Source organism: Micromonospora sp. NPDC047740 (assembly GCF_043204735.1).
In the GTDB taxonomy this organism is placed as follows: Bacteria; Actinomycetota; Actinomycetes; order Mycobacteriales; family Micromonosporaceae; genus Micromonospora.
Map to the genome: position 1 here is coordinate 34,007 of NZ_JBIDCT010000004.1, position 25,023 is coordinate 59,029.

Below are 25,023 nucleotides of genomic sequence, written 5' to 3' on the forward strand. Positions count from 1 at the left end.
CCTCGCCCTGAGCGGCGTTCGCGGCGCCGCTGACCCCCCGGGCCGGTGTGGCCCTCCCGGCCTCACCATCGCGCCCCACTCTACTCCACTTCCCTCCACCTGCAACCAGAAACGCCCGCGTGGCGCGTCGCGTTCGCGCGTAAAAGAGCACGTCAAATGGGGTGGGGCGGAGTGGAGGGCGGCGACGGCTCGCGGGGCGGGTCCGCTACCCGACATAGATCGACTCCATCCGGCCGAACGCCCGATGGCCGTCCGCCGGGTGTCCCCGGCCGAACGGATCGCCGTCGGCGGCGATCTGGCGGGCCCCGGGGTCCGGTAACCTCGCTCGGGTGACGGACGCGAAGATGCCCCTACGGGCGAAGGTGGCCAGCTCGGTGTCGCGGACCGCAGCGGCGCTGTCGCGGGCCGCTGGTCGTGGCGACGGCTCGGTGATCGGCGGCTGGATCGGCCTCAAGATCGACCCTGACCTGCTCGCGCACCTGTCGGCGGGTCGCGCCATCGCGCTGGTGTCCGGCACCAACGGCAAGACCACCACCACCCGGCTCACCGCCGCCGCCGTCGGCGTGCTCGGCCGGGTCGCCACCAACTCCTTCGGCGCCAACATGCCCACCGGCCACACCTCGGCACTGGCCAAGGCCGGCAGCACCCCGTACGCGGTGCTCGAGGTCGACGAGCACTACCTCGCCCAGGTGCTGGAGGCCACCGAGCCGCACGTGGTGGCGCTGCTGAACCTCTCCCGCGACCAGCTCGACCGGGCCAAGGAGGTCGCCATGATGGCGCAGCTCTGGCGCGCCGCGCTGGTCCGGCACCCCGACGTCCGGGTGGTCGCCAACGCCGACGACCCGATGGTGGTCTGGGCCGCCACCCCGCCGGCCGACCCGGCCCAGGGTCACATCCCGCCCAAGGTCACCTGGTTCAGCGCCGGCCAGCGCTGGCACGACGACTCGTGGGTCTGCCCCGAGTGCGGCGCCACCATCCAGCGCACAGGTGACCAGTGGTGGTGCACCGGCTGCCCGCTGCGCCGGCCCGCACCGCAGTGGACCGTCGAGGACGACGGTGTGCTCGACCCCACCGGCGCCTGGCACAAGATCCAGCTCCAGCTCCCCGGCCGGGTCAACCTGGGCAACGCGGCCACCGCCCTGGCGGTCGCCGCCGAGTTCGGCGTACGGCCGGTGGACGCGGTCTCCCGACTCGGCACGGTCACCTCGGTCGCCGGCCGCTACGCCCAGGTCGACCGGGACGGGCGCAACATCCGGCTGCTCCTGGCGAAGAACCCGGCGAGCTGGCTGGAGGCGTTCGACATGGCCGACGAGGCGCCGACCCTGCTCTCCATCAACGCGCGCGACCCCGACGGGCTGGACACCTCCTGGCTCTTCGACGTCGACTTCGCCCCGCTGCGCGGCCGGCAGGTGCTGATCACCGGCGACCGGGCGTACGACCTCGCCGTCCGGCTCGACGTCAACGGCGTGCCGTTCCAGCACGTGCGCAGCTTCGACGAGGCGGTCCGGGCGGTGCCGCCGGGCCGCCTGGAGGTCATCGCCAACTACACCGCCTTCCAGGACATCCGAGCGGAGCTGGACCGTGTCAACTGAGAGCCTGCGCATCGTCTGGATCTACCCCGACCTGCTCTCCACCTACGGGGACCGGGGCAACGCGCTGATCCTGGCCCGGCGGGCCCAGCTGCGCGGCATGCCGGTCGAGGTGCTGGAGGTCCGCTCCGACCAGCGGCTGCCCGCCACCGCCGACATCTACCTGATCGGCGGCGGCGAGGACGGCCCGCAGGCGCTGGGCGCGCAGCGGCTGATCGCCGACGGTGGCCTGCACCGGGCGGTGGCGCAGGGCTCGGTGGTGTTCGGCGTCTGCGCCGGCTACCAACTCCTCGGCACCTCTTTCTTCGCCAAGGGCGCCAAGTACGCCGGGCTGGAGCTGTTGGACATCGCCTCCGACCGGGGTCCCACCCGGGCGGTCGGCGAGCTGGCCGGCGAGGTCGACGCACGGCTGGGCATCCCGTACCTGACCGGCTTCGAGAACCACGGCGGGCGTACCCACCTGGGTCCGGGGGTGTCGCCGGTGGCCCGGGTGACCGCCGGCGTCGGCAACGACGGGGCGACCGAGGGCGCCTGGCGGGGCAAGCTGCTCGGCACCTACTCGCACGGCCCGGCCCTGGCCCGCAACCCGGCCCTGGCCGACCTGCTGCTGCGCTGGGCCACCGGCGCCCACCAGCTGCCTGCGCTCGACGACACCTGGGCCGAGCGGCTCCGGTCCGAGCGCCGCGCCGCGGTGGCCGCCGCCCGGGCATGATCCCGGCCGCCCCGGAGCTGCTCCGGCGGTCATCCGCACGGCTCGCGCGGATCCTCCGGCAGCCGTCCGCCCGCCGGTTCGGGCTGCTGCTCCTGCTGCTCGGCGGTTTCGCCGTGGCGCTGCTGGTGCTGCCCCGGCCGGCCCCGGCCGAGCTGCCCCGGCTCGCCCACTCCCTCGGCGGGTACGCCCCGGTGGCGGCGGTCCTCGGCGGCGCGCTGCTGCTGGTGGCACTGGTTCCGCGTACCTTCGTCACGCTCGCCGCGGGCGCGATCTTCGGCCCAGTGGCGGGTGCCGCGTACGCCCTCGGCGCGGCGCTGCTCGCGGCGGCGCTCGGCTTCGCGGTCGGCCGCCTGCTCGGCCGGGAGTTCGTGGCCGAGCGGGTCCGGGGGCGGCTGGCCCGGCTGGACGGCTGGTTCGCCCGGCAGAGCGTGCTCGGGGTGGTCACCGTCCGGCTACTGCCGATCGCCGGCTTCGGGCTGGTCAGCTACGGCTACGGCACCACCGGCGCGCGGGTGCTGCCGTTCCTGGCCGGCAGCGTGATCGCCGCGGTCCCCACCGCCGTCGGGTACGCGGCGATCGGTGCGGCGGTCAGCTCCCCCGGCGAGATCAACTGGTACGCCGCCGCCCCGGCCAGCCTCGGCCTGATCGCCAGCGTGGTCATCGTGCACCGCTGGTGGCGCGCCGAGCGGCGGCGCCGCGCGTCCCGAGCTGAGCCGGCGTGACCACCGACGAGCGGCTGCCGGGCGGCTTCATCGCCGAGGTGAGCCGGGTCGGCGACACCGTACGCCGCACCGCCCCGACGAACCTCGACTACGTGGCGGCCCTGCTGGGGCACCTGGCCACCGCCGCCCCGGGACTGGCGCCCCGGCATCTCGGCCTGGACGAGCGCGGGCGGCAGGTGCTGACCCACCTCGACGGGCGGGTGCCCTGGCGGGAACGCGAGGATCCGGCCTTCTTCTCCGACGTTGTGCTGACCCGCCTCGGCGGGCTGATCCGTACCCTGCACGACGCCTGCGCCGGCACGGAGCTGGCCGGTGGCGCGGAGACCGTCTGCCACCGGGACCTGTCCCCGAAGAACACCGTCTACCGGGACACCCCGGCCGGGTTGCTGCCGGTGGCCCTGCTGGACTGGGACCTGGCCGGGCCGGGCCGCCGGATCGAGGACGTCGCCTTCGCCGGCTGGCACTGGGCCGAGTTGGGCGACGGCGCGGACCCGGCGGAGCTGGGCCGCCGCTGCCGGCTGCTCTGCGACGGCTACCAGGCAGCAGGGCTGACCGTCCCGCTCCCCCGCGACGAACTGCTCGACGTCATGCTCGACCAGATCGAGGGCACCTGGCGCGGCATCGACGCCGGCGCCGACCGCGACGAGCCTGGCATGCGCCGGCTCCGCGCGGCCGGCGCCGTCGACGGGGTACGAAGCTGGCAGGAGTGGCTGCTCCGGCACCGCCCGGCGGTCGAGGCCGCACTCGGCATCCGCTGACGGACCGGCGTCCACCCGGTCGGCTCCACCCCACCCACCAGGTGGACCGGTCCCGGGGTGCCCACCCCGATTCCTCGATCGCCCTCGTTCACGGAAAGAGTGGTCATTCTCCGCGGAATGGCCACTCTTTCCGTGCAACTGCGCGACGCATCGGACGAGCGCGCGAGGCGCGCGGCGGATCAGCGGCGGGTCAGGCGACGACGGAGACCATGCGGCCCTGGACCACGATGACCTTGCGGGGTTCCTTGCCGGCCAGCGTGCCGGCCACCGCCTCCAGCGCGGCCGCCCGGACCGACTCCTCCGACGCGTCGGCGGGAACCTCGATCCGGCCCCGCACCTTGCCGTTGACCTGCACCGGGTAGGTCACCGTCGCGGCGACCAGCAGCGCCGGGTCGGCGGTCGGGAAGTCCGCGTACGCCAGGGAGGTGTCGTGGCCCAGCCGCTGCCACAGCTCCTCGGCGACGTGCGGGGCGAACGGCGCCAGCATCAGCACCAGCGGCTCGGCCACCTCGCGCGGCGTGGCGGACAGCCGGGTCAGCCCGTTGGTCAGCTCGATCAGCTTGGCGATCGCGGTGTTGAACCGCATCCCCTCCATGTCGCCGCGGACGCCGTCGACGATCCGGTGCAGCAGCCGGCGGGTCTCCTCGTCGGCCGGTGCGTCGACGACCCGCGCCGCGCCGGTCTGCTCGTCGACGATCGCCCGCCAGACCCGCTGCAGGAACCGGTACGAGCCGACCACCGCCCGGGTCTCCCAGGGCCGGGACACCTCCAGCGGGCCCATCGACATCTCGTAGACCCGGAAGGTGTCCGCGCCGTACGCGGCACACATCTCGTCCGGAGTGACCACGTTCCTCAGCGACTTGCCCATCTTGCCGTACTCGCGGTTGACCTGGACGTCGCCCAGGAAGAAGCCGCCGTCGCTCTCCACCACGTCGGCGGCGGAAACGTAGGCGCCGCGGGCGTCGGTGTAGGCGTACGCCTGGATGTAGCCCTGGTTGAACAGCTTCCGGAACGGCTCGAAGCTGGAGACGTGGCCCAGGTCGTACAGGACCTTGTGCCAGAACCGGGCGTACAGCAGGTGCAGCACGGCGTGCTCGGCGCCGCCCACGTACAGGTCGGTTCCCCCGCAGTCGCCGGCGCCGCGCGGTCCCATCCAGTACCGCTCGTTCTCCGCGTCGACGAACCGCTCGCCGTTCGTCGGGTCCAGGTAGCGCAGCTCGTACCAGCAGGAGCCGGCCCACTGCGGCATCACGTTGGTCTCCCGGGTGTAGCGCTTCGGCCCGTCGCCCAGGTCCAGCTCCACCTCCACCCAGTCGCGGCGGCGGGACAGCGGCGTCTCCGGGTTCGAGTCGGCGTCGTCCGGGTCGAACGTCTTCGGCGAGAAGTCATCCACCTCGGGCAGTTCGACCGGCAGCATCGACTCGGGCAGCGCGATCGGCGCGCCGCTGGAGTCGTACACGATCGGGAACGGCTCGCCCCAGTAGCGCTGCCGGCTGAACAGCCAGTCCCGCAGCCGCCAGGTCACCGCGCCGGTGCCGTGCCCGTTCGCCTCCAGCCAGTCGATGATCCGGGCCTTGGCGTCGGCCACCCCCAGGCCGTTCAGGTCCACGCCGCGGTCGGGCGCGGCGCTGTTGATCGCCGGGCCGTCCCCGGTGTACGCCTTGCCGGCGAAGCCCTCCGGCGGCTGCACGGTACGCACGATCGGCAGGTCGAACACCTCGGCGAAGTCCCAGTCCCGCTCGTCCTGGGCGGGCACCGCCATGATCGCGCCGGTGCCGTAGCCGGCCAGCACGTAGTCGGCGATGAAGATCGGGATGCGCCCGCCGGTCACCGGGTTGGTCGCGTACCCGCCGACGAAGACGCCGGTCTTCTCCCGGGTCTCCGCCTGCCGCTCCACGTCCGTCTTGGCCGCGGCGGCCTTCCGGTACGCCTCGACGGCCGCCCGGGGGCTGGCGTGCCCACCGGTCCAGGACTCCTTCGTCCCCTCCGGCCAGGCCGCCGGCACCAGCCCGTCGACCAGCTCGTGCTCGGGGGCCAGCACCAGGTAGGTGGCCCCGAAGACGGTGTCCGGCCGGGTCGTGAACACCCGGATGGACTCCCGGTCGGCGGGGAAGTCGATGTGCGCGCCCTGCGAGCGGCCGATCCAGTTGCGCTGCATCAGCTTGATCGGCTCCGGCCAGTCCAGCTGGTCCAGGTCGTCCAGCAGCCGGTCGCCGTACGCGGTGATCCGCATCATCCACTGCTTCAGGTTCCGCTTGAAGACGGGGAAGTTGCCCCGCTCGGAGCGGCCGTCGGCGGTGACCTCCTCGTTGGCCAGCACGGTGCCCAGCCCCGGGCACCAGTTCACCGGCGCCTCCGAGACGTACGCCAGCCGGTGGTCGTCGACGGCCTTGCGCCGCTCGGCCACGGTCAGCTCGGCCCACGGCCGGCCGTCCGGAGTGGGCCGGTTGCCCCCCTCGTACTCGGCGATCAGCTCGGCGATAGGGCGGGCCTTCCGCGCCTGGTGGTCGTACCAGGAGTTGAAGATCTGCAGGAAGATCCACTGGGTCCAGCGGTAGAAGTCGGTGTCGATGGTGGCCACCGAGCGTCGCTCGTCGTGGGCCAGCCCCAGCCGGCGCAGCTGCGCCTTGTACCGCTCGATGTTCGCCTCGGTGGTCGTCCGCGGGTGGGTGCCGGTCTGCACCGCGTACTGCTCGGCGGGCAGGCCGAACGCGTCGAAGCCCATGGCGTGCAGCACGTTGCGCCCGGCCATCCGCTGGTAGCGGGCGAAGCAGTCGGTGCCGATGTAGCCCAGCGGGTGGCCGACGTGCAGGCCGGCGCCCGACGGGTACGGGAACATGTCCAGCACGTACAGCTTCTCCGCACCCGCCCGCGGGTGGCCGGGGTCGGCCAGCGGGCCGGTCGGGTTCGGCGCGTGGAAGGTGCCGTCCCGCTCCCAGGTGTCCTGCCAGCGGTGCTCGATCTCGTCGGCCAGGGCCGCGGTGTAGCGGAACGGGGGGATGTCGGTCGCCGGTGCGGCTGCCTCACTCATGGCGTCTCCTCGGCGCGGGTCAAGTCGGGTAGTGGGAGATCTCCTGCGGGCACAAAAAAGCCCCTCGCGCAGGAGGGGCCGCCGTGCTGTCGCGCGTTCAGCGCATCAGCACGGCTGGGTAAGAAGCAGGAAGACTCCGGCCATGTCCGGCAGTGTACCCCGCCTGCCCAGCGACTATCTCGCCCGATCCACGGGGCGGGACTCGTCCCCCGGTCCGGCGAATATTTCGGGCGTAACCGACCGACCGGCTGCGGGGGTCGGCGACAACGACAAACATGGTTAGCCTGAGAGGCCAGTGAGATTTCTGCGGCAGACGTGGCTCGACGTCGCGAACCAAACGGCGGGTCCAGGTGCTCTATTCAGCGCTGCCGTTCAGGCGACGAGGAGGAGGCCCGTGACACAACAGACCTGGGACGAGGTGGGCGGTCTGCTGCCGCACGACGAGTTCCGCGCCGCCAGCGAGGCCATCGTGGCCAACATCGAGCAGGTGATCGAGGGCAAGACCGCCACGGTCCGGCTCGCCCTGGCCGTGCTGCTCGCCGAGGGTCACCTGCTGATCGAGGACGTGCCCGGCGTCGGCAAGACCAAGCTCGCCAAGGCCCTGGCCCGCTCGATCGACTGCTCGGTGCGGCGGATCCAGTTCACCCCCGACCTGCTGCCCAGCGACGTCACCGGGGTCAGCGTCTACAACCAGGAGACGCACGACTTCGAGTTCCGGCCGGGCGCGGTCTTCGCCAACCTGGTCGTCGGCGACGAGATCAACCGGGCCTCGCCGAAGACCCAGTCCGCCCTGCTGGAGTGCATGGAGGAGCGGCAGGTCACCGTCGACGGGGTCACCTATCAGCTGCAGACCCCGTTTATGGTGATCGCGACGCAGAACCCGATCGAGATGGAGGGCACGTACCCGCTGCCGGAGGCGCAGCGCGACCGGTTCACCGCCCGGATCGCGATGGGCTACCCGGACGCCGGCGCCGAACTGGCCATGCTGGACGGCCACGGGGCCACCGACCCGCTGACCGAGCTGCGCCCGGTCTCCGACGCGGCGACCGTCCGCCAGCTGATCGGCCACGTCCGGCAGGTGCACGTCGCCGACGCGGTCAAGCAGTACGCGATCGACCTGGTCACCGCCACCCGCGAGGCGCCCGACCTGCGGCTCGGCGCGTCCCCGCGGGCCACCCTGCAGCTGCTGCGCACCGCCCGCGCGGTGGCCGCCCTAGAGGGCCGGGACTACGTCCTCCCCGACGACCTGCAGGCCCTCGCGGTGCCGGTGCTGGCGCACCGGATCATCCCGACCGCGGACGCGCAGCTCGCCCGGCGCACCACCGACGCGATCGTCGCCGAGCTGGTGCACCGGCTGCCGCTGCCGAACGACCGCAAGCGCTCCCCGTACGACACCCGGCCCGGCGGCACCGGTCGCGGGCCGTACGAGCCACGGAGGCCGTGAGGTGCGCGACGGGCTGCGAGGACTGACCACCCGCGGCCGCTCGTTCCTGGCAGCCGCGGTCGCCGCCGCGATCTCCGCCGGCATCCTGGGCGAGAAGGACCTGCTCCGGGTGGCCGTCCTGCTCGCCGTCCTGCCGCTGCTCGCGGCGGCGTACGTGGGGCGCAGCCGGTACAAGCTCGCCTGCAGCCGGTCCCTCGAACCGCACCGGGTGCCGGTCGGGGCCAGCTCAAGGGTGGTGCTGCGGCTGCAGAACCTGTCCCGCCTGCCGACCGGCACCCTGCTGCTGGAGGATCGGCTGCCGTACGCGCTGGGCAGCCGGCCCCGGGTGGTGCTGGAGCGGCTCGGCGCGCACCAGGCCAGCTCGGTGGCGTACACCGTCCGGGCCGACGTGCGCGGCCGGTACGAGGTGGGCCCGCTGGTGGTCCGGCTGACCGACCCGTTCGGGCTCTGCGAGCTCAGCCGGGCCTTCCCCAGCATCGACCACCTCACCGTGATCCCGCAGGTCACTCCGCTGCCCGCGGTCCGCCTCCCCGGCGAGTACGCCGGCAGCGGCGACAGCCGGGCCCGGTCGGTCGCGGTGCACGGCGAGGACGACGCGGCCACCCGGGAGTACCGGGTGGGCGACGACCTGCGCCGGGTGCACTGGAAGTCCACCGCGCGCACCGGCGAGCTGATGGTGCGCCGGGAGGAGCAGCCCTGGGAGAGCAGGGCCACGGTGGTCCTGGACACCCGCGCCGCCGGCCACCGGGGCGACGGCCCGACGGCGAGCTTCGAGTGGACGGTCTCCGCCGCCGCCAGCATCGCCGTACACCTGCGCCAGGCCGGCTACAAGCTGCGCCTGGTCACCGGCTCCGGTGCGGACGTGGGCGCCACCGAGGCGGCCGGCGACGGCCTGCTCCTCGACCACCTCGCCGAGGTACGCCTCGACAGGCGCGGTGAGCTCACCACGCTGGTGCAGCAGGTCCGGCAGCGGGCCGACGGTGGCCTGATCATCGCGCTGTTCGGCACCCTGAGCACCGCCGAGGCGGAGCTGCTGGCCGGGCTGCGCGGCAACGGCGCGACCTGCGTCGGCTTCCTGCTAGACAGCACCACCTGGCTCAACCTGCCGGCGAAGGCCCGCAGCGAGGCGGAGCACGCGCACGGCACCGCCGCGCTCGCCCTGTTGCAGAGCGGGTGGCGGGTGATCGGCGTGGAGCACGGCAACCGGCTGCCCGTGCTCTGGCCGCAGGCGGCCCGCGGCTCGCAGGGCTTCGCGCTGCGGGCGGCGCTGGCCGAGACGGTGGCCGGAGGCGTGCGATGACCGGAAGGGTGGTCCCGTGAGGGAGCGGAGCGAGCGAACCATTTGGCTCAGCACCGGGGCGCGTCGCGCCGCCGGCGAGCGGAGCGAGGCGGTGGCGTGACCGCGCACCGCAACCTGGGCTTCGTCGCCGCCGCGGCGACGCTGCTGGCGGCCGCCCCGCTGTCGACGATCTTCCTGCGCTGGACGTGGCTGATCGAGGCGGCCATCGTGGTCGCCGTGGTGGCCGGCGCGGCCGCGCTGAGCCGGCTGGCCCGGGCACCCCTGTGGGGTCAGCTCATCGCCATGCTCGCCGGCCTCACGCTGGGCCTGACCTGGGTCTTCCCGGGCGGCACCGAGCTGCTGGCGTTCCTGCCCACCCCGGGCACCTTCGCCCACTTCGGCGACCTGCTCGGCGCGTCGATGCAGGACATGCGCACCTACAGCGTGCAGGTCGACGACGTCGACTCGCTGCTCTTCCTCGCCGTGCTCGGCGTCGGCGGCGTCGCAGTGCTGGTGGACGTGCTCTCCGTGGGGCTGCGCCGGCCGGCGCTGGCCGGGCTGCCGATGCTGGCCATCTACTCGGTGCCGGTGGCGGTCTACGTGGACGACGTGCCCGCCACCCCGTTCGTGGTGGGTGCCTGTGGCTTCCTGTGGCTGCTGGTCACCGACAACGTCGACCGGGTACGCCGGTTCGGCCGCCGGTTCACCGGGGAGGGCCGGGACGTCGACGTCTGGGAGGCCTCGCCGCTGGCCGCGGCGGGTCGCCGGCTGGCCGTGGTCGGGGTCGCCCTGGCGGTGGCGCTGCCGTTGGCCGTGCCCGGGATGACCAGCGGCCTGCTGAACGCCGCCGGCAGCGGCACGGGCGACGGCAACGGGCGCCCGGGCCAGGGCGGCAACTCCGGCCGCATCGACCTGTTCGCCGCGCTCAGCGGTCAGCTCAAACAGAGCAAGGTGACCGAGCTGGTCAAGGTCACCACCAACGAGCCCACCCCGTTCTACCTGCGCTTCGGCGTGGCCGACGACCTGCGTCCGAACGGCTTCCGGGATCGCACTCCCACCGGCCGGGGGGTGAACCAGGGCCTGACCGACCCGGCGGAGCGGGCCGGCGTCGAGCGGCAGCGCTACCGGGCCACGGTCGAGGTGTCGAAGACCCTCAACATGCCGCTGCTGCCGGTCTACGCCGAGCCGGTCAAGACCGAGGACCTCGGCCGCGGCTGGCGCTACGACCCGAACCTCCAGGTCATCTTCTCCGACCGGGAGAACTCGCGGGGCAAGCAGTACTCGTTCGACTACGTCCGCTCGACCTACAGCCCGTCGGCGCTGCGCGCGGCGCGCTCCCTGTCGACCGACGACCCGTTGCGGCGCCAGCAGACCACCACGCCGGGGGCGCCCGCGGTCGACCAGTTGGTCAGGCAGCTCGTCAAGGGCAAGCAGAACGACTACGACAAGGTCCGGGCGATCTACGACTACTTCTCGGTGGAGAACGGGTTCACCTACTCGCTCTCCACCCGGGACGGCACCAGCGGGGAGGACATCACCGACTTCCTGTCCACCAAGGCGGGCTTCTGCCAGCAGTACGCCGGCGCGATGGCGTGGCTGGTCCGGGCCGCCGGCATCCCGGCCCGGGTGGCGTTCGGCTTCACCAACGGCACCAGGTCCAGCGGCGGCACGTACGTGCTGACCAACCAGAACCTGCACGCCTGGACCGAGGTCTTCTTCGCCGGTATCGGCTGGGTGCCGTTCGACGCCACCCCGGCGGCGAGCGTCCCCGGGTCGGTCCGGTCGGCCTGGGCCCCGAACATCGAGGCACCCGAGGAGGCCACCCCGTCGACCGGGGGCGCCGCCGCCCCGGACGGGGTCGACGCCTCGGCCGGCCCGAACAGTCCCGACCGGCTTGACAAGGACGCCGACCAGGGCCTCTCGGTCGGCGACGGCGGCCCCACCCAGCAGTCGCCGGTCTGGCCGTGGTGGGTCGCCGGGGCGCTCGCCCTGCTGGCGCTGCTCGCGGTGCCGGCGCTGCGCCGCTCCGCGCTGCGTCGGCGCCGGCGGGTCCGGGCTGCGGCGCCGGCGGCCACCACGCTCGCCACCATCCCCGGCCAGCGCGGCGAGGTACGCGACATCGTGGTCGGGGTGGACGCCGACCGGGCCCGCGCGGACGCCCACGCCGCCTGGGACGAACTGCTCGACACCCTGGTGGACTTCCAGGTCCGGGTCGACCGGACGGAGACTCCCCGGGCGACCGCCGAGCGGCTGGTCCAGGAGACCCTCACCGAGGACGCCGGAGCGGTGACCGGGGTGCGACTGCTCGGCCGGGCCGAGGAGCGGGCCCGCTACGCCCGCGACCCGCTGACAGGCGAGGAGCTGCACCCGGCCCTGCGGTCGGTACGCGGGGCACTGGCCGCCCGGGCCGGCCGGCGTACCCGGATCATGGCGGCCCTGCTGCCGCCGTCGGTGCTGCTGCGCTGGCGGACCACGGTGTCGGAGCGGTCCGCCCGGCTGGTCACCGCCGGCGGGGAGGTGCGGCAGCGGCTGCTCCGGTGGAGCCCGCGCCGGCTGCTGGCGGGCCGTCCGGCCCGGTGAACCGGCACGGCGGCACGACCGCGCTGCGTCCTGGAAGTGGTGGTGTCCGGATCCACCGGATGCCACCACTTCCGCGATGCAGCGTGAGATGCTCGCCGGTGTACGGGCCCACGGCGACACGCCGTCGCGGTGGGCCCGCCGTCAGCGGTCCGAGCCGGTCAGCGGTGCCCCTCCGGGCGCTGCCGCCAGCGGTCCTCCATCCGGTCGAGGAACGAACCCCGCCGGCCGGTCCGGCCACGGGTACGCCGGCTCGTCGTGCCGCCCACCACGTGCAGGTCGGGCGACTGGGAGCGCCGGTGCGACTGCACCGCGTAGCCCAGTGAGGCCAGCATGACGACGAAGCCCGCCACGGCCAGCGGGGGCGTCTTGATCACGGCACCGTAGATCAACAGGGCCAGACCAGCGATTACCACGCCGGCAGCGACGAGCAGGCGACGCCGCGCGTGGAAACGCGGGTCGCTGGCGCGCACGGCCGAGGCGAACTTGGGGTCCTCGGCAAGCGACCGCTCGATCTGCTCGAACAGCCGCTGCTCGTGCTCCGAGAGCGGCACGGCACTCCTCCCCGGTCACGTTGGTCGGCCCGGTCGGGCCAACAGACCGTGGCAGCCAACCGGCTGCTTACCCGCAAGTCTACGAGGGGGCTCGCGCGTCGGAAAGCGGGACGACCTACGGCCGGGTCGGTTTTTCGACTCGTCGCGGATCACGCGTCCCGAGAAGACTGGCCGGACCTATGACGGACCGCCCGAATCGGGCAGCCGCCGCGTCGGCGGCCACCTCCGCCTCCCGCCAGCCGCGCTCCGGCGCGCCGAGGGTGAGCTGCTGCGGGGTCTCCGCCGCGGTGGCGAGCCCCTCCATGCGTACGCCGACCAGGCGGACCGGCTCGCCGGCGGCCAGGGCGGTCCAGAGGGCCCAGGCCGTGTCGAACATCTCCCGGGCGGTGTCGGTGGGCACGGTGAGGGTGCGGGACCGGGTGACCGTGCGGAAGTCGGCCAGCCGGACCTTGAGCGACACCGTCCGACCCACCTGGCCGGCGGCGCGCAGCCGGGCCCCGACCTTCTCGGCGAGGGCCAGCAGGGCGCGGCGGATCTCCACCGGGTCGGTGACGTCGACGTCGAAGGTGACCTCCGCGCCGATCGACTTCTCTACCTGCTCCGGGGAGACCCGGCGCGGGTCCCGACCCCAGGCCAGCTCGTGCAGGTGGGTCGCGGCCGCCTCACCGACCGCCCGCCGGAGCAGGCCGAGCGGCGCCTCGGCCAGGTCGCCCACGGTGTTCAGGCCGAGCCGGCGCAGCGTCTCGGCGGACCGTTCCCCCACTCCCCACAGCGCCCCCACCGGCAGCGGGTGCAGGAAGTCGAGCACCCGGGCGGCGGGCACCACGAGCAGCCCGTCCGGCTTGGCCCGGGTGGAGCCCAGCTTCGCCACGAACTTGCTCGGCGCCACCCCGACCGAGCAGGTCAGCCCCTGCTCCTCGGCGACCCGGCGGCGGATCAGCCGGGCGATCCCGGCCGGGGAGCCGAAGAGCCGACGGGCGCCGGCCACGTCGAGGAACGCCTCGTCCAGGGAGAGCGGCTCGACCAGCGGGGTGACGTCCCGGAAGATCTGCATCACCGCCCGGGAGGCCGGCGAGTATTGCGTGAAGTCGGGCGGCAGGTAGACCGCGTCCGGGCAGAGCGCCCGGGCCCGCGCGGTCGGCATGGCGCTGCGGACGCCGTATCGTCGGGCCTCGTAGCTGGCCGAGCTGACCACCCCGCGCGGCCCAATCCCGCCCACCACGACCGGCCGGCCGCGCAGCTCGGGCCGGCGGCGCACCTCGACGGAGGCGAAGAACGCGTCCATGTCGACGTGCAGGACGGTGCAGCCGGTGTCGTCGGCGTCCGGCCCGAAGCGCGGATCACCGCCCCGGGGCAACGACTGGCTGCGGCCCATTCCCGCACGCTAACCGCCCGGTCCGACAACCCGCCCGCCGCCCCGCCCGAGACGCGCCGCCCCGGCGGCGACGCCAGGCCCCGGCCGACCGTGCAGCTGCGCGGAGCTTGCGGGCGCAGGGGCGGTCGGGTCAGCCGCGGATGGTGAGCAGTGGGATGGTCATCTCGGCGGCGGTGTCGGCGCCGTGGTACGCCACCAGCCGCGACTCCATCGGCTTCTCCGAGCGGGTGGCGACCACGGCGTACGTGTCCCGGCAGACCACCACCACGTCGCCGATCCGCTGCAGGTGCTCCTCGGCCACCGGCCCGAACCAGCCGGTGGTCACCGCCTCGTCCCGGGTCGTCACCCACGCGGCGCCGTCCAGCACCGCCGACCAGGCGGCCACCACGTCCGCGGTGGCGCCCGGCTCGACGTGCAGGTAGCGGACCCGGGGCTCGCCGGCGACCACCCGGACCCCGGCCCGCAGCCGGGGATCGGTGTCCAGGTCGATCCGGTGGCCCGCCGGCACGTTGAGCTGCCCGTGGTCGGCGGTGACCAGCAGCGCGGCGTCCGGCGGCAGCCCGTCGACCAGCCGGACGAGCAGCCGGTCCACCTCGGCGGCGGCCAGCCGCCACGGCACGGAGTCGACGCCGCTCAGGTGTCCGTGCCGGTCCAGGTCCGGGTGGTATCCGGAGACCAGGGTCGGCCCGGTGCCGGCCGCGAGGGCGGCGAGCATCTGCCCGGCGAGCGCGTCGACGCCGGACGCCCCCCGGTAGTCGCCGCCCCGGTTCGCGGCCAGGGTCAGGCCGCTGCCGCCGTACTCGGGGCGGCTGACCACGGTCACCGCGACCCCGGCGGCGCGGGCCCGCTCGTACTGGGTGGGGACGGGCTGCCAGCGCAGCGGCTCCGGGTCGCCGGCCCACTCGATGTGGCTGAGCACCCGGTCGGTGTCCGGGACCCGGACCTTGAAGCCGAGCACCCCGTGCGCGCCGGCGGCCACGCCGGTGCCGAGGGTGACCAGGCTGGTCGGGGTGGTGGAGGGAAATCCGGAGGTGAGCGGGGTGCCGACGGTGGCGGCCAGCCCGGCCAGGGTCGGGGCGTACGGGGTGGCGGCGGGGATCTGGTACCAGCCGAGCCCGTCGACCAGCAGGACCGCGATCCGGCGTACCCCGGCCAACCGGGGCGCCAGACCGAGCAGGTCGGCCGTGCCGGGCACGCCGAGCACCGCGAGCGCGCTGGGTAGGACGTCGGCGAGGCTGCCGCCACCGTAGCGGGGCGCGACCGGGGCGAGCGGATCCACCGCCGGGCCGGTCATACCGGGCGGCGGGCGAACAGGTGCAGCTGGGCGGCGATGTCCCGGTACGGCGGCCGGGCCGCCAGGGCCCGTTCCAGCTCGACCAGGGCGGCCGGCTGACCGTCCGCCACGGCGGCGGGCAGCAGGTCGGCCAGGACGCGTACGCCGTGGATCTCCTCGACGGTGAGCCCGGCGGCGCTGAGCAGGGCGGCGGCGCCCTCGGCGTCGTACCGCCGGCGCAGGGTGTCCCGCGGGCCGGCGCTGCCGTCCGGGTCGGCGGCGAGCGCGGCGGCCACGTCGAGGTGGCCGTTCATCGCGCGGGTGAGTACGGCGGCGGCCCGCCCGGCGACCAGGACGCTGGCCGCGCCCCCGTGGCGCAGCGCGCCGACCAGGGCCGAGACCACCGACGCGGGGTCGTCGACGACCTCCAGGACGGCGTGGCAGAGCACCAGGTCCATGCTGGCCGGCTCGACCAGCCCCGCGAGCGCGTCACCGTCGCCCTGCACGGCGCGTACCCGGTCGGCGACCCCGGCCTCGGCGGCGCGGCGGGTCAGCGCGGCGAGCGCGTCGGGACTGGCATCGACCACGGTGACGTGGTGGCCCGCCTCGGCGAGCGGGACGGCGAAGCCGCCGGTCCCGCCGCCGACGTCGAGCACCGTGAGCCGCTCGCCCACGCGGCGCTGCAGCTCGGCGCGGAGCACCGCCCAGATCACGGCGGTACGGGGGGTCAGGGTTCGGGTCTGCTCCACCCCGCCGAGCCTAGTCACCCGCGCCAGCGGGGTCAGGACTCGCCGCCTCCGGCCGGGTCCTCCTCGGCGCGGGAGCGGTGGGCGTTGGCGACCGGCCCGTCCGTCACCGGGTATTCGTGCACCTCGGTGTCGTGCGCCGGGACCCAGTCCGCACCGAGCCGGGTCCGTCGGGCGTTGGCGACGCCGCGGTGGGTGTTGCTCCCCGTCATCGTTTTCCACCTTTCCCGCGTGGGCCGCTCTGCCCACGCCGGCGGACCGTATCTCCGGCCCGCCGATCCAGGAAACGGAAATGTGGCCCACGACATGCCCGCTGCCGGGCCGGTGTGGCGAAGGTCTCCACGACGTGGGCCTGGTGCCGGCCCGCCGTCGACGCCAGCTCCGGGCTCGCCCCGGCCGGCTGAGGCGAGGTCAGCGGAAGTCGCGGGAGGCCGGCGTGACCGGCGGGTCGATCGCGTCCAGCCGGTCCGCGGTGAGGCTGGTGACGCCCTCGTGCCGCTGCAACCGGCCCCGCACCACCAGCGCCCCGCTGGTGCGGGCGACCCGCCGGTAGCGCTGCCAGAGCCCCGGCGAGCAGGTGACGTTGAGCATCCCGGTCTCGTCCTCGAGGTTGAGGAAGGTGACCCCGCCCGCGGTCGCCGGCCGCTGCCGGTGGGTGACGATCCCGCCGACCCGGATCCGCTGGCCGGGCTCCACCCGGCCGAGCCGGGCGATCGGCACCGCGCCCAGGGCGTCCAGCCGGTCCCGGATGAACCGGGCCGGGTGGCTCTCCGGGGACAGGCCGGTGGCCCAGACGTCGGCGACCAGCCGGTCCACCGCCTCCATCCCGGGCAGGGTGGGCGGCGTCGCGCCGGTCACCGTGCCGGGCAGCCGGCCCGGCCGGTCCTGGGCCGCCGCGCCGGCGGCCCAGAGGGCCTGCCGCCGGGTCAGCCCGAAGCAGGCGAAGGCGTCCGCGGTGGCCAGCGCCTCCAGCTGGGCGGCGGTGAGCCCGACCCGCCGGGCCAGGTCCGGCATGTCCCGGTACGGCCCGTGGGCCGTCCGCTCCGCCTCGATCCGCTCGGCCACGTCGTCGCCGAGGGTGCGTACGCTGCTCAACCCGAGCCGGACCGCCGGGCCGCCCAGCCCCCAGGTGTGCGGCGGCTCCCCCGGCTGGCTCCCCCACCGGGTCTCCGGCGTGGACTCCAGCACCGCCTTGGCGCTGCTGGCGTTGATGTCCGGCCGGCGTACCTCGACGCCGTGCCGGCGGGCGTCGTCGACCAGGGTCTGCGGCGAGTAGAAGCCCATCGGCTGGGCGTTGAGCAGGGCGGCCAGGAACGGGCCGGGGTGGTAGCGCTTGAGCCAGGAACTGGCGTACACCAGGTAGGCGAAGCTCATCGCGTGGCTCTCCGGGAAGCCGTAGCTGGCGAAGGCGGTGAGCTTGCGGTAGACGTCGTCGGCCAGTTCGCCGGTGATGCCCCGCTCGGCCATCCCGGCGTAGAGCCGGTCGGCGATCTGCGCCATCCGCTCCACCGAGCGCTTCGCCCCCATCGCCCGGCGCAGCTGGTCGGCCCCGGCCGCGTCGAAGCCGGCCAGGTCGATGGCGAGCTGCATGAGCTGCTCCTGGAACAGTGGCACGCCGAGGGTCTTCTCCAGCGCGTTGCGCATCAGCGGGTGCGGGAACGTCACCGGCTCCTGGCCGTTCTTGCGCCGGATGTACGGGTGCACCGAGCCGCCCTGGATCGGGCCGGGCCGGATCAGCGCCACCTCCACCACCAGGTCGTAGAAGACGCGGGGCCTGAGCCGGGGCAGGGTGGCCATCTGGGCGCGGCTCTCCACCTGGAACACCCCGACCGAGTCGGCCCGGCAGAGCATGTCGTAGACCTCGGGGTCGTCCAGGGTCATGTCGCCCAGGTCCAGGCTCATCCCGATCATGTCGTAGCCGTAGTGCAGCGCGGAGAGCATGCCGAGGCCGAGCAGGTCGAACTTGACCAGCCCGACGGCGGCGCAGTCGTCCTTGTCCCACTGCAGGACGCTGCGGCCGGGCATCCGCCCCCACTCGACCGGGCAGACCTCGATCACCGGCCGGTCGCAGATCACCATGCCGCCGGAGTGGATGCCCAGGTGCCGGGGGAACCTCTGCAGCTCGTTGGCGTACGCCACCACCTGCTCGGGGATGTCCGCCACGTCCACCGTCGCCACCGAGCCCCACCGGTCGATCTGCTTGCTCCAGGCGTCCTGCTGCCCGGGCGAGAAGCCGAACGCCTTGGCCACGTCCCGCACCGCCGACCGGGGCCGGTACGAGATGACGTTGGCGACCTGAGCGGTGTACTCCCGGCCGTACCGGGCGTAGACGTGCTGGATCACCTCCTCCCGGCGGTCGGACTCGATGTCCACGTCGATGTCGGGCGGGCCGTCGCGTTCCGGGGCGAGGAAACGCTCGAAGAGCAGCCGGTGCCGCACCGCGTCCACGTTGGTGATCCGCAGCGCGTAGCAGACCGCCGAGTTGGCCGCCGAGCCCCGGCCCTGGCAGTAGATGTCCTGCTCGCGGCAGAACGTGACGATGTCGTAGACCACCAGGAAGTAGCCGGGGAAGCCGAGGTCGGAGATCATCCGCAGCTCGTGCTCCAGCTGCGCGTACGCCTCCGGGTGCGCCTCGGGCGGGCCGTAGCGTTCCCGGGCGCCGTCCATGGTCAGCCGGCGCAGCCAGCTCATCTCGGTGTGCCCGGGCGGCACCGGGTACGCCGGCAGCTTCGGCGCGACCAGTTGCAGGTCGAAGGCGAGTTCCGCGCCGAACTCGGCGGCCCGGGCCACCGCGCCCGGGTACGCGGCGAACCGCGCCGCCATCTCCGCGCCGCTGCGCAGGTGGGCGGTGCCGGCGGCGGGCAGCCAGCCGTCGATCTCGTCCAGGCTGCGCCGGGCACGCACCGCCGCCACGGTGGTGGCCAGTCGACGCCGGCCCGGGGTGGCGTAGTGCACGTTGTTCGTGGCGACCGTGGGCAGCCCCGCCGCGTCGGCCAGCTCGACCAGGGCGTCGTTGCGGTCGGCGTCGATCGGATGGCCGTGGTCGGTCAGCTCCACCGCCACCGTCTCGGCGCCGAAGAGCGCGGTGAGCCGGTCCAGCTCCCGGGCGGCGGCGTCGACGCCCTCGGTGAGCAGGGCGCCGGGCACGTGCCCCTTGCGGCAGCCGGTGAGCACCAGCACGTGGTCGTGCAGCTCCGCCGCGACCTCCTCCAGCTCGCCGTAGACCGGGCGGCCCTTCTCGCCGCCGCGGAGCTGGGCGCGGGAGATGGTGGCGGCCAGCCGGGCGTACCCCTCGTGGCCGTGGGCGAGCACCAGCAGGTGCGACCCGTGCGGGTCGGGCTCGCCGTTCTGCGGGCCGGGCAGCCCGAGGGAGAGCTCCGCGCCGAAGACCGTCGGCAGGTGCAGCGCGCGGGCCGCCTCGGCGAACCGCACCACGCCGTAGAAGCCGTCGTGGTCGGTGACGGCGAGCGCGGTGAGCCCCAGCCGGGCGGCCTCCTCGGCCAGCTCCTCGGGGTGGCTCGCGCCGTCGAGGAAGCTGAAGTTGGTGTGCGCGTGCAGCTCCGCGTAGGGCACCGGGTCGTCCGGGCGGGGCAGCTCGGGCGGCTCGTACTGCTGCCGCTTGCGGCTCCACGCCGGGGAGTCGCCGCCGTCGGCGTCGACCGCGAGCGGGTCCACCACGTGCAGGTGCCGCTCGTCCCGGGACCGCCCCTTGCCGGACCGCCCACCGCGGGGCCGGCCGGAGAGCACCTGTTCCAGCTCCGACCAGGACAGATTCGGGTTGTGGAAGCTCACCGCCCCGCCCCGGCCGCTCGACGCTCAGTCATAGATCGCCTCCACCAGCCACTGGCCGCTCTCGACCGCGAGCAGCAGGGCGGCGCCGTCGGCCAGGCAGACCTGGAACCGGGCCCGGCGCCGGGCCTCGGCCGGTGCCCACCAGCGCTCGTCCACCGGCCACGGGCCGGCCCAGCCGACGATCTCGGCCGGGCGGCCGGTGCCGACGGCCAGCCGCGCGGGCGCGGCGCTCACCGCCAGCCGGGCGCTGACCACGACCGGCTCACCGGCGGCGTCGTGCACGGTGGCCAGCAGCGGAGCCGGCAGCACCACGGCCGGCGCGGGTGGCGGCAGCCGCCCCGGCCACGGCGGGACAGGTGCCTTCCCACCCGACCGCGCGACACCACCGGCCCGCGCCGCGCCACCTGATCGCGCTGCGCGGGTCGGCTCGCCAGGAAGCCCCGGCCCGCCCGGAAACGCCGGCTCGCTCGCTGGTACGGCCGGCAGGGGCGGCTCGCCGGGGCGGGCGGGCAGTCGTTCGTCGCCCCACGGGACCAGGCGTACCTGGTCGACCGGGGAGCGTCCGCCGCCGAGCACCGGGGTGACCACCGCCTCGGGGCCGAGGATGCCCTGCACCCGGCTCAGCGCGCGGTGCGCCCGCTCCCGCTCCTCGCCGGTCTCCCCCCACAGCCCGGGTTGCAGGCCGGCCTGGGCGAGCACCCCGTCCGGCACCAGCCGCAGCCGGATGATGCCGGCGGTGGGGCGGGCCGGGCGGGCCCCGCCCCGGCCGTTGCTGCCGGAGAGCCAGCCGTCCAACTGCCAGCGCACCCGGTCGGCGATGGCCGCGGCGGTGAGCAGGCCGTCGTGCCGCCAGACCCGGTGCAGCTCCTGGCCGTGCGCGGTGACCGCCTCGATGCCGAGCCGGGTGCAGGCCAGCCCGTACGCGGCGAGCCGCTCGTGCAGCTGCTCGGCCAGCGTCCGGGCGGCGAACGCCGCGGCGTCGACCCGGTCGATCGGCTCGTCGTACTCGGCGGTGACGGTCAGGTCGGCCGGCGGCTGCCGGACCGCGAGCGGCCGGTGGTCCCGGCCGGCGGCGAGCCGGTGGGCCAGCGCCCCGTCGAAGCCGAACCGGGCCAGCACGTCACCGGCGGGCAGCGCGGCGAAGTCCCCGAGGGTACGCACCCCCAGCCGGCGCAGCAGGTCGGTCAGGGCCGGCCGGCCGAGCGCCTCGACGGGCAGGACGGCCAGGAACTCCGCGGTCCCGCCGGGCGGCACGATGCGCCCGTCCCGGGCGGCCAGCCCGGCGGCGAAGACCCCGTCGGCGACACCCACCTGGCTCTCCACCGCACAGGTCTGGGCGACGTGCTCGACGATCCGCTCGGCCGCCGCCTCCTCCCCGCCGAGGTAGCGGCTCGGCCCCCGGGCGGCCAGCGCGCAGGCGCCGGGGCGGATCACCTCGACCCCGGCGGCCACCTCCTCGACGGCGGCCACCACCGGCTCGAACGCCCGGGCGTCCCGGCCGGGATCGTGGTCGACGACGGTGAGCTGCGGGCAGCGCCCCTGCGCCTCCCGCTTGCGCAGCCCCCGGCGTACGCCCTCGGCGCGGGCCCGCTCGGAGCAGGCGACCACCCGGTTGGCGTGCAGCACCGCGACCGGGTCGGTGGCGGGCACCCCGTCGACGATCTCGGCGGCGAGGACCGGCCAGTCCGGGCACCAGAGCAGCAGGGTCCGCACTGGCGCCCCGGTCATGCGGCCACCTCGCTCCGCTCGGCGGCCGCATGAGGCTCCACTGGACTGTGCCTGATGATTCGCTCGCTGCGCTCGCTCATGCCGACCCGACCGCGGTGCGGGGCCGGGCAGCCGGGGCGGGCAACGCCACCACCCGGAGCCGGGGCGAGGTGGTGCGGGCGGCGGCACCGGCCGCCCGGGGGATGACCCGGGTCAGCTCGTCGCCGGGCAGCCAGACCTTGATCTCCTTGGGGCGGGCGGCCGCGCCCCGCCCCCGGGCCGAGACGGTCACCTCCCGGCGGCGCAGCCGCCCCCGGCCCGGGCCGAGCCCCTCCCAGACCCCGCGGACCACCTGGAGCGTGACGTCCGCGCCGTCCCACCGGCCGTAGGGGACGAGCACGCTGCCGCGTTGCCGGGCCCGGGCGGCCAGCCGGTTGGCGACGGAGGCGGAGACCGTGGCCGGCACGGCGGTGACCACCACGTCGACCCCGTCGATGAGCGCGGCGACCACGGTGGGCCACTCGGGCCCGGGGTGCGGCACCAGGGCGAGCCGATCCAGGGCGATCCCGGCCTCGGCCGCCGCGCCGGCCCCGAAGGTGGGCACGCCGACCACGGCGCACCAGGAGCCGGCCCGGGACGCCTCGGCGAGCAGGGCGAGGATCAGCGACGTCCCGCCGCTACGCCGGGGCTGCCCGACGCCGACCGCGATGGTGCTACCGCGCCGCAGCCCGCGGTTGGGCAGCAGCCCGGTCAGCTCGGGCCGGACGGGCAGCACCCGATGGCCGCTCGCCGGGTCGGGCGCGCTCGCCGGGCGCACCAACTCGGCCAGCGCGGCGGAACCGACCACCATGCGGCCCGCCATCGGACCTACCCCCTGCCGTGTGTCGCCCACGGGTACGTCCCGTGGTGGTGCTGCTGGATCTCCATGTGCGGCGGACGTCGCCGGACCGGGCACGACGACGTCCGGCCACCCGCCTCCCCGCCGGGTGGCCGGACGTCGCCGGGTCAGGCGGCGGCTGCTCCGGGTCGCGGCGTGGCGTCGGACCCGCCGAGCCGGAGCGGCCGGTGCAGACCGTCGAGCGCCGGTTGCCGGCCGAGCGCGGCCTCCACCACGGCCACGAACTCCTCGGCGGCGCGGAGCAGGTCGTCGGCCTCCCGGGCGCTGACCACCCGGGGGATGCCGGCCTCGGCGGCGGCCCGCTTGCTCGCCCCGGCGGCGAAGTAGCCGGCCCACTCGTCGAGCTCGGGGGCGACGGTGGAGAGCAGGACCCAGACGCTGGTGATCCGGTTGCGCCGGCCGGGCGCGGGGCGGGCGCGGGCGGCGAGCAGCGCGGCGGCGGCGCGCAGCGCCGCGAGGTGGGCGGCGGCGTACCGGAGGCCGTCGGGGCGGGTCCGGGCGGCCTCGGCCAGCCCGTGGCGGGCCACCGCGAGCAACTGGGCGGGGGTGCGGTGCGGCAGCACGTGCGCGGGCACCGTCGGGGCCTGGGCCGGACTGGTCGGCATGGGTCTCTCCTCCGCGTGGGCCGGGGCGGGGCGGCCGCGGGACGGATCGGATCCGCCGGCGGGACGCCCGGAGCGGGCGGTGCGGAGGAAGACGCACCAGGTGGGGGGCCGGCCGGGTGTGGACGCTTCCCCACACCACACCCGGCCGGCGTACCGGCGGGTCCGTCGCCCGCCGCCCGGGGGTCGTGGGCGGCGGGCGACGATCCTGCCTGACGGGTCCGGACTCGCGACTGTCCGGAGCCCGGTGCGGTCCGCGGAACCGCACCTCCCCGGGAGCCGGCGCCGCGAAACACCCCTCCCGGGCGTTGGAACGAGCGTACGACCGAATCGAACACTCGTTCTAACTGCCCTGACAGTACACCTCCCCTCCGACGAAAATGCAACGTGTGACGCGCCCGGGCGTGCCGATCACCCGGACCCGGCGCGTCGCCCGGGACACGCGAGAGGCGAGCCGGATTCTCAGCCGGCCCACAGCTTCGGCAAAGGGCGCGTCGAGTTCCCCGGCCCAGAGTGGGCTTCATGAACGTGAGCCGAACCGAAGAAACCCGCCGGTGACCGCCGCCGTCGCCGACCGGCGGACCGGGCGGCGTACCCTGCCGGCGGTCCCCGCCTGGTGGGCCGACGTCGCCGGCACGGCCGCGGTGCTCAGCCTGCTGGTCGTCACCGCCCTCTGGACCGCCGACCGCGGGGTGCAGGAGCTGCTGGGGGGCCTCGCCACCGGCCTCACCTCGCTCGGCCGGCTCGCCGGTCTGGTCAGCGCCGACCTGATGCTCGTCCAGGTGGTGCTGATGGCCCGGGTGCCGCTGATCGAGCGGCGCTTCGGCCAGGACCGGATCGCCCGCTGGCACCGGCTCGCCGGCTTCACCTCGTTCCACCTGCTGCTCGCCCACGTGGCGCTGACCATCCTCGGGTACGCCGGCACCGCCCGGCAGGGCGTGCTGGCCGAGACCTGGGACCTGGTCGTCACGTACCCCGGGATGCTGCTGGCCACCGCGGCGCTGGCCCTGCTGGTGCTGGTGGTGGTGACCTCGGTCCGCGCGGCCCGGCGCCGGCTGCGCTACGAGTCCTGGCACCTGCTGCACCTGTACGCGTACCTCGGCGTCGCGCTGGCGCTGCCGCACCAGCTCTGGACCGGCGCCGACTTCGTCGGCTCGGCGGCGGCCCGCGCCTACTGGTGGACGGTCTACCTGCTGGCGCTGGCCAGCGTGCTGGTCTACCGGCTCGGGCTGCCCGCCTGGCGGTCGCTGCGGCACCGGATCGAGGTGGCCGCGGTGGTGCCCGAGGCACCCGGGGTCACCTCGGTCTGGCTGCGCGGGCGCGACCTGCACCGGCTGCCCGCCCGGGCCGGGCAGTTCCTCCTCTGGCGGTTCCTGGACGGCCCCGGCTGGTCCCGGGCGCACCCGTACTCGCTGTCGGCACCGCCGAACGGGGACCTGATGCGGATCACCGTCAAGGACCTCGGCGACGACAGCGCCCGGGTGGCCGCCCTGCGCCCCGGCACGAAGGTGCTGGTCGAGGGGCCGTACGGGCGGCTGACCGGGGAGCACTGGCGCGGCGGCGGGATCACCATGCTCGGCTGCGGGGTCGGGATCACCCCGCTGCTGGCACTGCTCTGGGAGCTGCCGTACGCCCCCGGCGAGGCGGTGCTGCTCTACCGCGCGCGCACCCCGGCGGACCTGGCCTTCCGGGCCGAGCTGGACCAGCTCGCCACCGAGCGGGGGCTGGTGGTGCACCACCTGGTCGGCCCGCGGGCGGCCCGCCCGGCGTGGCTGCCCGCGTACGCCGAGGGGCTGTCCGACGCGGAGGCGCTGCGCCGGCTCTCCCCCGGCATCTCCGGTCACGACGTCTTCCTCTGCGGGCCGGACGGCTGGGTCGACGCCGCCCGCGCCGCGACCCGCGCGGCGGGGGTTCCCGACGCGCACACCCATCACGAACGGTTCGCCTGGTGACAGGCACGAAAG

Annotated in this window: 18 protein-coding genes; 8 read left to right on the forward strand and 10 right to left on the reverse strand. The window is 75.1% G+C overall.

Annotated features, from left to right (window positions below):
* The first annotated feature begins 344 nt into the window (after window positions 1-344).
* The 4 genes from ACGF4F_RS09355 to ACGF4F_RS09370 are packed head-to-tail and all read left to right on the forward strand — an operon-like array spanning window position 345 to window position 3,781.
* Window positions 345-1,592 carry a MurT ligase domain-containing protein gene (locus ACGF4F_RS09355; protein ID WP_357435322.1) on the forward strand — a complete coding sequence of 416 codons (1,248 nt, stop codon included), beginning with the start codon at window positions 345-347 and terminating at the stop codon, window positions 1,590-1,592.
* Window positions 1,582-2,301: a glutamine amidotransferase gene (locus ACGF4F_RS09360; RefSeq protein WP_357435170.1), complete on the forward strand. Its 720-nt coding sequence runs from the start codon at window positions 1,582-1,584 to the stop codon at window positions 2,299-2,301. Before ACGF4F_RS09355 ends, ACGF4F_RS09360 begins: the two co-directional genes overlap by 11 nt.
* Window positions 2,298-3,023, forward strand: a complete 726-nt coding sequence (locus ACGF4F_RS09365; protein ID WP_393076174.1) for a TVP38/TMEM64 family protein — start codon at window positions 2,298-2,300, stop codon at window positions 3,021-3,023. The genes ACGF4F_RS09360 and ACGF4F_RS09365 overlap by 4 nt, the downstream gene beginning before the upstream one ends.
* Window positions 3,020-3,781, forward strand: a complete 762-nt coding sequence (locus ACGF4F_RS09370) for a phosphotransferase (RefSeq protein ID WP_393076177.1) — start codon at window positions 3,020-3,022, stop codon at window positions 3,779-3,781. The genes ACGF4F_RS09365 and ACGF4F_RS09370 overlap by 4 nt, the downstream gene beginning before the upstream one ends.
* Window positions 3,782-3,971: 190 nt before the next feature.
* On the opposite strand, the gene leuS is transcribed toward ACGF4F_RS09370, so the two are convergent.
* Complete coding sequence (gene leuS / locus ACGF4F_RS09375; RefSeq protein ID WP_393076180.1) at window positions 3,972-6,812, reverse strand: leucine--tRNA ligase; 2,841 nt, start codon at window positions 6,810-6,812, stop codon at window positions 3,972-3,974.
* A 394-nt stretch (window positions 6,813-7,206) separates the two neighbouring features.
* Between leuS and ACGF4F_RS09380 the strand changes: the two genes are divergently transcribed.
* From ACGF4F_RS09380 to ACGF4F_RS09390, 3 genes are all read left to right on the forward strand, one after another.
* Window positions 7,207-8,256: a MoxR family ATPase gene (locus tag ACGF4F_RS09380; protein WP_073833913.1), complete on the forward strand. Its 1,050-nt coding sequence runs from the start codon at window positions 7,207-7,209 to the stop codon at window positions 8,254-8,256.
* A 1-nt stretch (window position 8,257) separates the two neighbouring features.
* The gene (locus ACGF4F_RS09385; protein ID WP_357435162.1) at window positions 8,258-9,556 is read left to right on the forward strand and encodes a DUF58 domain-containing protein; all 1,299 of its coding nucleotides are present in this window, start codon (window positions 8,258-8,260) and stop codon (window positions 9,554-9,556) included.
* Between the two features lie 96 nt (window positions 9,557-9,652).
* Complete coding sequence (locus ACGF4F_RS09390; RefSeq protein WP_393076184.1) at window positions 9,653-12,115, forward strand: transglutaminaseTgpA domain-containing protein; 2,463 nt, start codon at window positions 9,653-9,655, stop codon at window positions 12,113-12,115.
* A 158-nt stretch (window positions 12,116-12,273) separates the two neighbouring features.
* On the opposite strand, the gene ACGF4F_RS09395 is transcribed toward ACGF4F_RS09390, so the two are convergent.
* From ACGF4F_RS09395 to ACGF4F_RS09435, 9 genes are all read right to left on the reverse strand, one after another.
* Window positions 12,274-12,666 (reverse strand): DUF3040 domain-containing protein, encoded by a 393-nt coding sequence (locus tag ACGF4F_RS09395; RefSeq protein WP_357435159.1) that lies wholly within the window; start codon window positions 12,664-12,666, stop codon window positions 12,274-12,276.
* Between the two features lie 115 nt (window positions 12,667-12,781).
* Entirely contained in the window at window positions 12,782-14,041 is a 1,260-nt protein-coding gene (locus tag ACGF4F_RS09400; RefSeq protein WP_393076187.1) for a DNA polymerase IV, read from the reverse strand.
* A gap of 130 nt (window positions 14,042-14,171) precedes the next feature.
* The gene (locus ACGF4F_RS09405; RefSeq protein WP_393076190.1) at window positions 14,172-15,335 is read right to left on the reverse strand and encodes an alkaline phosphatase family protein; all 1,164 of its coding nucleotides are present in this window, start codon (window positions 15,333-15,335) and stop codon (window positions 14,172-14,174) included.
* Window positions 15,332-16,081 carry a methyltransferase domain-containing protein gene (locus tag ACGF4F_RS09410; protein ID WP_198940229.1) on the reverse strand — a complete coding sequence of 250 codons (750 nt, stop codon included), beginning with the start codon at window positions 16,079-16,081 and terminating at the stop codon, window positions 15,332-15,334. The genes ACGF4F_RS09405 and ACGF4F_RS09410 overlap by 4 nt, the downstream gene beginning before the upstream one ends.
* 14 nt (window positions 16,082-16,095) lie before the next feature.
* Window positions 16,096-16,272, reverse strand: a complete 177-nt coding sequence (locus tag ACGF4F_RS09415; protein ID WP_198940230.1) for a hypothetical protein — start codon at window positions 16,270-16,272, stop codon at window positions 16,096-16,098.
* Window positions 16,273-16,471: 199 nt separating this feature from the next.
* Window positions 16,472-19,852: an error-prone DNA polymerase gene (locus ACGF4F_RS09420; RefSeq protein WP_393076194.1), complete on the reverse strand. Its 3,381-nt coding sequence runs from the start codon at window positions 19,850-19,852 to the stop codon at window positions 16,472-16,474.
* A gap of 24 nt (window positions 19,853-19,876) precedes the next feature.
* Window positions 19,877-21,580: a DNA polymerase Y family protein gene (locus tag ACGF4F_RS09425; RefSeq protein ID WP_393076197.1), complete on the reverse strand. Its 1,704-nt coding sequence runs from the start codon at window positions 21,578-21,580 to the stop codon at window positions 19,877-19,879.
* A 76-nt stretch (window positions 21,581-21,656) separates the two neighbouring features.
* Window positions 21,657-22,421 (reverse strand): hypothetical protein, encoded by a 765-nt coding sequence (locus ACGF4F_RS09430; RefSeq protein ID WP_393076200.1) that lies wholly within the window; start codon window positions 22,419-22,421, stop codon window positions 21,657-21,659.
* A gap of 143 nt (window positions 22,422-22,564) precedes the next feature.
* Window positions 22,565-23,062: an SAV_6107 family HEPN domain-containing protein gene (locus ACGF4F_RS09435; RefSeq protein WP_393076203.1), complete on the reverse strand. Its 498-nt coding sequence runs from the start codon at window positions 23,060-23,062 to the stop codon at window positions 22,565-22,567.
* A gap of 551 nt (window positions 23,063-23,613) precedes the next feature.
* On the opposite strand from ACGF4F_RS09435, the gene ACGF4F_RS09440 reads away from it, so the two are divergent.
* Window positions 23,614-25,011, forward strand: a complete 1,398-nt coding sequence (locus ACGF4F_RS09440) for a ferric reductase-like transmembrane domain-containing protein (RefSeq protein WP_393076206.1) — start codon at window positions 23,614-23,616, stop codon at window positions 25,009-25,011.
* Window positions 25,012-25,023: the final 12 nt, after the last annotated feature.